General features: G+C 71.9%; 8 protein-coding genes. All 8 read left to right on the forward strand.

The window, feature by feature from the left end:
• Positions 1-389: 389 nt before the first annotated feature.
• Positions 390-1,685, forward strand: coding sequence for an ABC transporter substrate-binding protein (locus E4099_RS21375; protein ID WP_245245051.1), 1,296 nt, complete (start codon positions 390-392; stop codon positions 1,683-1,685).
• A gap of 24 nt (positions 1,686-1,709) precedes the next feature.
• Entirely contained in the window at positions 1,710-3,104 is a 1,395-nt protein-coding gene (locus tag E4099_RS21380; protein WP_135340717.1) for an ABC transporter permease, read from the forward strand.
• Positions 3,101-4,027: a carbohydrate ABC transporter permease gene (locus E4099_RS21385; protein ID WP_135340718.1), complete on the forward strand. Its 927-nt coding sequence runs from the start codon at positions 3,101-3,103 to the stop codon at positions 4,025-4,027. The genes E4099_RS21380 and E4099_RS21385 overlap by 4 nt, the downstream gene beginning before the upstream one ends.
• Positions 4,028-4,269: 242 nt before the next feature.
• Positions 4,270-4,923 (forward strand): hypothetical protein, encoded by a 654-nt coding sequence (locus tag E4099_RS34405; protein ID WP_245245052.1) that lies wholly within the window; start codon positions 4,270-4,272, stop codon positions 4,921-4,923.
• Between the two features lie 80 nt (positions 4,924-5,003).
• Positions 5,004-5,528 carry a SigE family RNA polymerase sigma factor gene (locus E4099_RS34410; RefSeq protein WP_245245053.1) on the forward strand — a complete coding sequence of 175 codons (525 nt, stop codon included), beginning with the start codon at positions 5,004-5,006 and terminating at the stop codon, positions 5,526-5,528.
• Positions 5,525-6,259, forward strand: coding sequence for a hypothetical protein (locus tag E4099_RS21395; protein ID WP_135340720.1), 735 nt, complete (start codon positions 5,525-5,527; stop codon positions 6,257-6,259). The genes E4099_RS34410 and E4099_RS21395 overlap by 4 nt, the downstream gene beginning before the upstream one ends.
• A 228-nt stretch (positions 6,260-6,487) precedes the next feature.
• Positions 6,488-8,743, forward strand: coding sequence for a bifunctional glycosyltransferase/CDP-glycerol:glycerophosphate glycerophosphotransferase (locus tag E4099_RS21400; protein ID WP_135340721.1), 2,256 nt, complete (start codon positions 6,488-6,490; stop codon positions 8,741-8,743).
• 50 nt (positions 8,744-8,793) lie between these two features.
• Positions 8,794-10,978 (forward strand): bifunctional glycosyltransferase/CDP-glycerol:glycerophosphate glycerophosphotransferase (locus tag E4099_RS21405; protein WP_135340722.1); only part of this gene is annotated, 2,185 nt, incomplete at its 3' end.

The raw sequence follows: 10,978 nt of genomic DNA on the forward strand, positions 1-10,978 counted from the left end.
CCCCCACACCCCGCACACCGCCCGCCGGCACCGCACACCCCACTCTTCGCATACCGCTGCACCCCGATCACTTCCCTCACCAATCGACCTCACGGTTCATCACATCCCGGTCACGAAAGGCGAGTTGACATTGATCACGGTATTGCGGTGGTCCCACACGGGGCGTAGGACTGTGCGCACGACAGACACCACCGGCCTCCGTAGGGATCACGGGATGCGGGCTGGGCACGGGAGGGGCGACGGGGATGCGCATGCCGCTTCGTATGAGGCGTTTTCGGTTACGAAGCTCGCCGGTGCCGCGCGCCGGCAGGCGGGGGCGGAGCGCTCCGGCCGGCAGGAACACCGCCCTCGGGGCCCGTCCGCTGCTCGCCCTGGCGACCGCCGCCACGATGGCGTTCACCGTCGCCGGATGCGGCGGCGGGGACGATGACGCGGCGGCTGCCGGTCCGGTGCCGGTGACGGTGAAGCTGCCGAGCCTCAAGGGGCAGCGGCTCCTGGTGACCGCGGTGTGGACCGGCGCGGAGCAGGAGAACTTCGCCCGGGTGCTGGCGGAGTTCGAGAAGCGGACCGGCGCCACGGTGTCCTACGTACCGAGCGGCGACGACATGTCGGGCTTCGTCGGGTCCAAGGTGGCGGGCGGGCAGCCGCCCGACGTGGCCCTGGTCGGGCAGGTCGGGGTGCTGCGGGAGTTCGCGCAGAAGGGTTGGGCCAAGCCGCTGGGGCCGGAGGCCAAGACGCAGTTGGCGAAGAACTTCTCGCGCGGTTGGCAGGACCTGGGCTCGTACCAGGGCACTCCCTACGGCGTGTACTTCAAGGTCAGCAACAAGTCGCTGATCTGGTACAACACCGCGGCCTTCGACTACGCGGGGGCCAAGGAGCCCAAGACCTGGAAGGACCTGCTGGCGCAGGCGCAGCTGATCTCCGACTCGGGCACCGACGCGGTGTCGGTGGGCGGGGCGGACGGCTGGACGCTGACCGACTGGTTCGAGAACGTCTATCTCTCGCAGTCGGGTCCGGAGAAGTACGACCTGCTCGCCCAGCACAAGATCAAGTGGACCGACCCCTCGGTGACCCGGGCGCTGACCACGCTGGCCCAGTTGTGGGGTGGCAAGGGCCTGCTGGCGGGCGGCCGGGACGGCGCGCTGCGGACCGAGTTCCCGGCCTCGGTGACCAAGGTGTACGGGAACGCCGCCGAGCCGGATGCCGGAATGGTCTTCGAGGCGGACTTCGTCGCCGGGAACATCGCGGACGCCGGGGCGGACCTGGGGACGCAGGCCAAGGTCTTCCCGTTCCCCGCGGTGGACGGCGGCAAGCCCCCCGTGGTCACCGGCGGGGACGTGGCGGTGGCGCTGCGGAAGGGCGAGGGGGCTCAGGCGCTGCTGACCTTCCTGGCCTCGCCGGAGGCGGCGCAGATCTGGGCCGGGGCGGGCGGTTTCCTCTCGCCCAACAAGGCCCTGGACGTGAAGTCGTACCCCAACCCGCAGCTGCGCGACATCGCCAAGGCGGTGATCGCGGCGGGTGACGACTTCCGCTTCGACATGTCCGACCAGGCGCCCGCCGCGTTCGGCGGCAAGCCCGCGCAGGGCGAGTGGAAGGCGCTTCAGGACTTCCTGAAGGACCCGTCGGACGTGGCGGGCACCCAGCGCCAGTTGGAAGCCGACGCCGCCAAGGCGTACCAGAACTGACCACCCGACCGGGAGATCCTCATCATGTCGACCGCGACAGCGGGCGGCGCGGCCGTACCAGGCCCGCCGCCGCCCGAAGGACAGAGCTCCCCCAAGGGGCGCGGGGCCGCCGGAGGGCGGCGTGGTAGGAAGACGACCATTCTGGGCGCCCCGCGCTGGGTGGCGGGGCTGTTCCTGTTACCGGCGCTGCTGCTGCTGGGCGCCCTGGTGGTCTATCCGATCGGCTACTCGCTGTGGCGCAGCTTCTTCGACGCCTCGGGCGACGGCTTCGTCGGGTTGGACAACTACCAGGAGGTGTTCTCCGACGGCGCGATCCGCACGGCCGTCAAGAACAACCTCATCTGGGTGATCGTGGCGCCCTCGGTGGCCACCGCGCTGGGTCTGATCTTCGCGGTGCTGACCGAGCGGGTGCGCTGGGGGACGGCGTTCAGGCTGGTCGTCTTCATGCCGATGGCGATCTCCATGCTGGCGGCCGGGATCATCTTCCGGCTGGTGTACGAGCAGGACCCCGAGCGGGGCGTGGCCAACGCGATCACCGTGACCGTGCACGACACCTTCGCGGACCGCCCGCCGTTCCCCGGTGCCCATCCGCGCCCGGAGGCCGGTCTGGACGAGTCGGCGGACGGCTCGTACACCGTGCCGTCGGCGGTCAGCGCCGACTCGCCGCAGCTGGTCCCGCTGGTGGGCGCCAAGCGGCGGGATGTGTCGGGCGCGGCGGACGCGGCGGCGGCGCGGCCGGAGCCGGGCAAGGTCACCGGCACCGTGTGGTTCGACTTCACCCGGGGCGGCGGCGGGCGGCACGGGGTGCTGGACCCGGGCGAGAAGGCGCTGGCCGGGGTCACCGTGCAGGCGGTGCGGGACGGCGAGGTGGTGGCCAGCGCCACCACCCGTTCGGACGGTACGTACACCCTGCCGGGCTCCGCGGCGGGGGCGCAGCTGAGGCTGCCCGGGGACAACTTCGACGAGCCGTACAACGGGGTGGACTGGTTGGGCCCGTCCCTGGTCACCCCGGCGATCATCGCCAGCTATGTGTGGATGTGGGCGGGCTTCGCGATGGTGCTGATCGCGGCCGGTCTGGCGAGTGTGCCGCGGGAGCTGCTGGAGGCGGCCCGGGTGGACGGCGCCAGTGAGTGGCAGGTGTTCCGCCGGGTGACGGTGCCGCTGCTGGCGCCGGTGCTGGCGGTGGTGATGGTGACGTTGATGATCAATGTGCTGAAGATCTTCGACCTGGTCTACATCATCGCGCCGGGCACCACGCAGGACGACGCCAACGTCCTCGCGCTCCAGTTGTTCCAGTCCTCGTTCGGGACCGACGTCAACCAGGGGGTGGGCAGCGCCATCTCGGTGTTCCTGCTGGTGCTGGTGGTGCCCGTCATGTTGTTCAACATCCGCCGGATCCGAAGGGAGCGCCGCCGATGACCAGTGCGGAGGGGGTCGCGGCGGTACGCGTACCGGCCGAGGCCGAACGGGGACGGAGCGGGGCGGGCGTCCGGCGCTCGCTGGTGTCGAGGCTGGCGGCCCGGGCCGGCGGTGGGGCGGCGCGGTTCTTCCTGATCGTCGTCGGCCTGGTGTGGCTGACGCCGACGGTGGGGCTGCTGCTGTCCTCGCTGCGCGACCCGGCCGATGTGGGGATCTCCGGCTGGTGGAAGGTCTTCGGCGATCCGGGGCAGCTGACCTTCGACTCCTACGGCGACCTGCTGAGCAACGAGGCGATCACCGACTCGCTGTGGACCACGGCCGCGATCACGGTGCCGGCGACGGCGCTGGTGGTGCTGGTCGGGGCGCTGGCCGGTTACGCGTTCGCCTGTATGGACTTCCCCGGCCGGGACGGCTGGTTCCTGGTGGTGGTGGGGCTGCTGGTGGTGCCGGTGCAGATCGCGCTGATCCCGGTGGCCAAGCTGTTCGGCGAGATCGGGATCTTCGAGAGCACCACGGGCGTGGTGCTCTTCCACACCGCCTTCGGACTGCCGTTCGCCATCTTCCTGCTGCGGAACTTCTTCGCGGAGATCCCTCGCGAGTTGCTGGAGGCGGCGCGGCTGGACGGGGCCGGGGAGCTGCGGCTGTTCTTCCGGGTGGTGCTGCCGTTGGGCGGTCCGGCCATCGCCTCGCTGGCCATCTTCCAGTTCCTGTGGGTGTGGAACGACATGCTGGTGGCGTTGATCTTCGCGGACAGCGGGAACCCGCCGATCACGGTGGCGCTCCAGCAGCAGGTGCGGCAGTTCGGCAACAACATCGACGTGCTGGGGCCGGGCGCGTTCATCTCCATGGTGGTTCCGCTGGCGGTGTTCTTCGCCTTCCAGCGGCAGTTCGTCTCCGGGGTGATGGCGGGCGCGGTGAAGTAGGGCCGTGATCGGCGCCGTGCGCCGGTGGGGTGACTGGGCCTCACCGGTGCGCGGCGCCGATGTCGTACGTACGGGGGGCGTGGGCCGGACGCGCCGTACGCGGGTGGGGTGACGGTCGCGGCTCGGACGTCTGCCGGAGATTTCTCGGGGTCCGTGTCATCCGGATGCGGGGCGAACGGGGTTGAGGAGGGTGGAGAGGCGCCCTCCACCCGATCGTTCCGATCCGCAAGGAGTTCTCGTCCATGACCCGGATGAAGAAGTACGTGGCGGCCGTGTCGCTGGCGGCCGCGGTGGCAGCGGTTCCCGCGACGGCCCAGGCTTTCACCTCGTCGGAGGAGCCCGCCAAGTCCACGGCCGAGCACAAGCCCGTCACCACGGGCGAGCCCAAGCCGGGCACCACGGGTGAGCCCAGGCCCTGGCCCCTTCCCGAGCACGTCACCGAGGGCACGCCCATGCCCAAGAGCACGGCCCCGACCACGGACGCCAAGCCCGTCCCGCCGCTGCCGACGAGGGCGCAGGTCCTCAAGGCCGCGCCCCAGTGCCGGCCGTGGGACAAGGGGGACAAGAAGCCCCCGGTCATTCGCAACGGCTTCCCGAAGGACGGCTCGGTCATGGTGTCCTGGAAGGTCGTGCGGGTCCAGGACCGCTACGTCGCATGCGGCATCTACATGGGCAAGAGGCGCCCGGCCCACGTCAAGGTGTTCACCGACCGGGGAATGGTTCCCGCTCGCGCGGTCAACCTGTCCAAGGGGGCCGGCTGGGACGGCGTCTTCCTCACCGGCGCCCTCCCCCTGGGCCCCGAGGGCAAGGACACCAAGCAGCTGAACACGTTCCTTCACGGTGTTCACATCACCGACGCCGCGGGTCGCAAGATCGTCTCCATCAACCTTCCCTGATCGCACGCGCCTCGGTGGGTCCCGGGTGCACCGGGGCCCACCCTCGGCTCGTACCCCCGGACCGTGAGGAACGACCAGTTGTGACGGACGCGAGTCGGCTCGGGTTCGCCGAGTTCGCTGCGGCGGCCTGGCCTCGTTTGGTACGCACCGCGCACATGCTCACCGGCGACTTCCATGAGGCCGAGGACCTGGTGCAGACCACGCTGACCAAGGTCTACGCCCGGTGGTGGCGCATCCCCTACGACGAGATCGACGCGTACGTGCGGCGGGCTCTGGTCAACAACAACCTCAGCCGGATCCGCAAGAAGCGCGTCGTCCACCTGCTCATGCCCTTCCTCCCCGAACCGGTGCACCGCGCGCACGGCGGACACGCCGAGATCACCGCGGAACGCGCCGCGCTCACCCAGGCGCTGGCGTCCCTGCCCGCCCGGCAGCGGACCGTGATGGTGCTCCGGTATTTCGAGGACCTGAGCGATCAGGAGATCGCCGCCGTACTGGACTGCTCGCTGGGCACGGTCAAGACACATGCCCGGCGGGGCCTCGCCGCCCTGCGCGGCCATCCCGCCTTCACCTCCGACGCCCTCGTCCCCGGAGCCCGCCGATGAGTTCCCAGCCCGACAGCGAGCGGCTGCGCCGACTGTTCACCGACGCCGCCTACGACATCACCCCGTCCCCGGTGCCACTGGCCGCCATCGAGAAGGCGGGCCGCAGCCGACGGCGGCGGCGCACCGCGGCGCTGGCCACCACCTGTGCGGTGCTGCTGGCCCCCTTGGCCGCCCTCGGGATCCACCTCGCGACGCCCCCTTCCCAGGCCACCGTGCGGCCGGCTGCCACGCCTCCGGCGCCGCGGGTGGTGCGGCCGGGCGAGCGGTTCGAGATCTGGCCCGGGAGGCAGCTGTGGCTGACCGAGGAAGGCGTGCACTGGGTCGCCCCCGACCGGTCCGACCGGCCCGCCAGCCGGGCCAGTGTCCTCCCGGACGTCCGTGAGTCCCTCGTGACCATGCACGTCGCCCAGGTGGCGGACCGGCGCTATCTGTACGGCTACTACACCGGCGCCAAGGACGCGGCCGGCGTCAAGGTGGTCGCCAAGCAGGGACCACCCATCACCGGCACCGTGGTCCGCCTGGCCGGCAAGCCCGGCTGGGGCGCCTGGTTCGCCGGCAGGCCCCTGCCCGCCGGTCCCCCGAGCACGGACGCCAAGGACGGCAAGGACTTCGAGGACGCGGTGGACTTCGCCCGCGGCGTCACCGTCATGAACTCCGCGGGCCACCCCGTCAACGGCCTGACCTCCGCCGAACCGCTTCCCCGCGGCCCCGCCCGTCGTCCGGGGGGCTGACGGCGCGAGAGCGGTCCGCCGGCCACCGTGGCCCGGGAGGCGGCGGCGGGCCGGCGGTCGGCGCCCCGGGGCCGACCCGACCGGCGGAAGGGTCCCCCGTCGGCCGGGTGCCGGTTGGGCCGAACGGGGCGTCTTCCCCTGACGGGGCGGAGCAGAATCCACCATCTCCGAATTATTCGGATGATAGTGGGACAACATTGCCGCTCGCGTCGACCCTGGGGATCCGCCGTGCCACGGTTCAGCGTCATCGTTCCCGTACACAAGGTCCAGGCGTATCTGCACGACTGTCTGCGATCCGTGCTGACCCAGGACTTCACCGACTTCGAGCTGATCGCCGTCGACGACCGATCCCCGGACGCCTGCGGTGCCATCCTCGACGAGGCCGCCGCCCAGGACGACCGGGTCCGCGCCCTGCACCTGGCCGAGAACGTCGGCCTGGGCCGGGCCCGCAACGTGGGCATGCGCCACGCCGAGGGCGACTACCTGCTCTTCCTGGACAGCGACGACACCCTCGCCCCCGGTTCGCTGCGCGCCATCGCCGACCGGCTGGCGGCCACCGACGACCCGGCGGTGCTGGTCTACGACTACGCCCGGCTGTTCTGGACCGGCGCCACCGCCCGCAACCAGCGCTCCGAGCTGCTCGCCACCCCGCCCGGCGAGCCGGAGGTGTTCCGGCTGGTGGACCGGCCTGACCTGCTCAACCTGCTGATGGTGGTCTGGAACAAGGTCTACCGCCGCGACTTCGTGGAGCGCGAGGGCTTCACCTTCCCGCCCGGCCTGTACGAGGACACCCCCTGGACGTACCCGGTGCTGATGACCGCCGAGACGGTGGCCACCTTGGACCGGGTCTGCGTCCTGTACCGGCAGCGGCGGCGCGGCAGCATCCTCAACACCACCAGCTGGGACCACTTCGACGTCTTCGACCAGTACGACCGGGTCTTCGCCTTCGTGGACAGCCGGCCGGCGCTGGGCCGGTGGCGCCCCCTGCTGTTCCGCCGGATGCTGGACCACCTGGCCGCCATCTACGCCGCGCCCGGGCGGCTGCCCCCCGGCAGCCGTGCCGAGTTCGCCCGCCGCACCGGCGCCCACCACCGGCGGCACCACACCGTGGCGGCCGGGCCGCCCACCGGCTTCCGCCCCCGGGTGCGCTCGATGCTGCTGCGGCTGGGCGCCTGCCGGGCGTTCAACCTGGTGCACGCGGTGCGCCGGGGCCGGCGGCGGATCGCGACGCTGGCCCAGGCGGTGCGCCGGACGCTGCGCGGGGCCGCGCTCCACGGCTACTACCTGCTCCAGCGGTGCCTCCCGGTGGACCAGCGGCTGGCGGTGTTCGCCGCGTACTGGCACCGCGGCTACGCCTGCAATCCGGCGGCGCTCGAGGAGGCCGTACGCCGCCTGGCCCCGCACATCCGCACCGCCTGGATCACCACCCCCCGGTACGCCCACACCCTGCCGGCCGGGGTGCAGCGGCTGCAGCCGGGCTCGGCCGCGTACTGGGCCGCCCTGGCCCGCGCCCGCTACCTGGTCAACAACGTCAACTTCACCGACCGGCTGCGCAAGCGGCCCGAGCAGGTCCATCTCCAGACCCACCACGGCACCCCGCTCAAGCACATGGGCCTGGACCTCCAGGACCATCCGGCCGCCGCCCGCGGCATGGACTTCGAACGGCTGCTGCGGCGGGTGGACCGCTGGGACCACAGCCTCTCCGCCAACCGCCACTCCACCCTCACCTGGGAGCGCGTCTACCCCTCCACCTACACCACCCTCGAGTACGGCTATCCGCGCAATGACATCTTCCAGCGCGCCACCGCCGAGGACGTGCTGCGCATCCGGGACGCGCTGGGCATCGAACCCGGCATCACCGCCCTGCTGTACGCCCCCACCCACCGCGACTACCAGCGGGTCTTCACCCCCCGGCTGGACCTGGCCCGGCTCGCGCACGCCCTGGGCCCCGGCTTCGTCCTGCTCGTCCGGGCGCACTACTTCCACCCGGACGGACTGCGCGGGCCCTACGACGACGGCCGGATCATCGACGTGTCCGCGCATCCGCGCGTCGAGGAGCTGTGCCTGGCCTCCGACGCGCTGCTCACCGACTACTCGTCGATCATGTTCGACTACGCCAACCTGGACCGCCCGATCGTCCTGCACGCCGACGACTGGGAGCCGTACCGGGCCGCCCGCGGGGTCTACCTGGACATCACCGCCGCCCCGCCCGGACCGGTCACCCGCACCGAGGACGAGCTGATCGAGCTGTTCAGTGGCGACGCCTGGCGCGACGCGGAGTCGGCACGGCTGCGCGCCGCCTTCCGGGCCCGGTTCTGCCCGTACGACGACGGGCGGGCCGCCGAACGGGTGGTGCGCCGGGTCTTCCTCGGCGAGCCGGAGGAGACCCTGCCCCGGGTGGTGCCGCCGTCCGAGCGCAGACCCGCGCCCGCCCCGGACGAGTGCCTCGCCCAGGCGACGGCCACCGCCGCAAGCCTCCTGTGACCCGCCCCCGCCCCGGGGCGGCCCGCGCCCCTTTCACACCGAGGAACGCCATGCCCCGATTCAGCATCGTCATCGCCGCCTACCGTGTGCAGGGCTATCTGCGCGACTGCCTGGACTCCGTGCTGGGCCAGCCGTTCCCGGACGTCGAGGTGGTGGCCGTGGACGACTGCTCACCGGACTTCTGCGGGGCGATCATCGACGAGTACGCGGCCGCCGACAGCCGGGTGGTCGCCGTGCACCAGCCCTTCAACTCCGGCCCGGGCCACGCCCGCAACGCCGGGGTCAAGCACGCCACCGGCGACTACCTGCTGTTCCTGGACGGCGACGACACCCTGGCCCCGGACACCCTGCGCGGCCTGGCCGACCGACTGGCCCTCACCGGGGACCCGGACATCCTCTACTTCGACCACGTCCGCACCTACTGGGACGGCCGCCGGCGCTCCAGCGCCTTCGGCGAACTCCTCGCCTCGGCCGGCACCGAGGTCTTCACCATCCTGGACCGGCCCGAGTTCCTGCGGCTGTACGCGATGTCCTCCAACCGCGTCTACCGCCGCGCCTTCTACACCGAGCACGGCTTCTCCTTCAGCGAGGGCATCTACGAGGACGCCCTGCTCTCCTACAAGACGATGCTCACCGCCCAGCGGCTGGCCTGCACCGACCTGGTCGGCCTGGAGTACCGGCGGCGGCGCGGCGGGACCGGCGCCCACAAGCCCGGCGAGGAGCACTTCGTCATCTTCGAGCAGTACACCCGGCTGTTCGCCTTCCTCCAGGGCAAACCCCACCTGGACCCGCTGCGCCCGATGCTCTTCGAACGGGCCCTGGCGCACTTCCTGTTCTGCCTGGACGACCCGGGCCGGGTGGCGCCGGCGGACCGGGCGCGCTGGTTCCGGCAGGCCACCGACTGGTACTGGGCCCACCTGCCCACCCGCTTCACCCCCTCGCCCGAGGACGCCAGGGCCTTCGAGGCGCTGGCCCGCGGCTCGTTCACCCGCTACCGGGCCCAGGAGCTGCCGGCCCGCTGGGCCAGGAAGGTCCGCCGGCTCAAGCGCGCGGTGCGCCGCCCGCTGGCCGAGCGGGCCAAGCGGGCGCTGTACCGCTTCCATCTGCGCCGGCCCCTCGACCCCCAGCTGGCGGTCTACTCGGCCTACGGCAACCGCGGGGTGCTGTGCAATCCGGCGGCCATCTACTACAAGGCCCGTGAACTGGCCCCGCAGGTCCGCGGGGTGTGGGTGGTGCGCGCCTCGGAGGTGGACTCGCTGCCGGTGGGAATCGAGTACGTGATCCCCGGCACCCGCCCCTACTACCGCACGATGGCCCGCGCCAAGTACCTGATCAACAACGTCAACTTCCCGGACGACCTGGTGAAGCGGCCCGGCGCGGTGCATCTGCAGACCCTGCACGGCACCCCGCTCAAGCACATGGGCCTGGACCAGCGGCGGCACCCGGCCTCGGCCGCCGGGATGAGCTTCGACGCCCTGCTCGAACGGGTGGACCGCTGGGACTTCGCGCTCTCCGCCAACCAGCACTCCAGCGAGGTGTGGGAGCGCGTCTACCCCTCCTCGTACACGCTGCTGGAGACCGGCTCCCCGCGCAACGACATCCTGCTCACCGCCAACCAGTACGACATCGCCGGCATCCGGGCCGCCCTGGGCATCGCCCCGCACCGCACCGCCATCCTCTACGCCCCCACCCTGCGCGAGTACGAGAGGGGGTTCGTCCCCCGCCTCAACCTGGAGCGGGTCACCCAGGCCCTGGGCCCGGACACGGTGCTGCTGGTCCGCGCGCACTACACCGACGGGCACGAACGGGCCCTGGAGCGCCTCCAGGAACGGGGGCTGGCCATCGACGTCTCCGGCCACCCCTCGCTGGAGAAGCTGGCGCTGGCCGCCGACGCGCTGCTCACCGACTACTCCTCCATCATGTTCGACTACGCGCTGCTGGATCGGCCGATCGTGATCCACGCCGACGACTGGGACATCTACCGGGCCACCCGGGGCGTCTACTTCGACCTGCTCTCCGGCCGCCCCGGCGAGACCCCCGGCGCCATCGCCCGCACCGAGGACGAGCTGATCGCCGTCTTCCGCGACGGCCGCTGGAACGACCCCGAGGCCACCGAGCTCCGCGCCGCCTTCCGGGAGCGCTTCTGCCAGTTCGACGACGGCCACGCGGCCGAGCGGGTGGTCCGCGCGCTGTTCCCCTGCCCCGACACCGCCGCCGGCGGCCTGCCCCCGCTTC

The organism is Streptomyces palmae, from assembly GCF_004684805.1.
Classification (GTDB): Bacteria; Actinomycetota; Actinomycetes; order Streptomycetales; family Streptomycetaceae; genus Streptomyces; species Streptomyces palmae.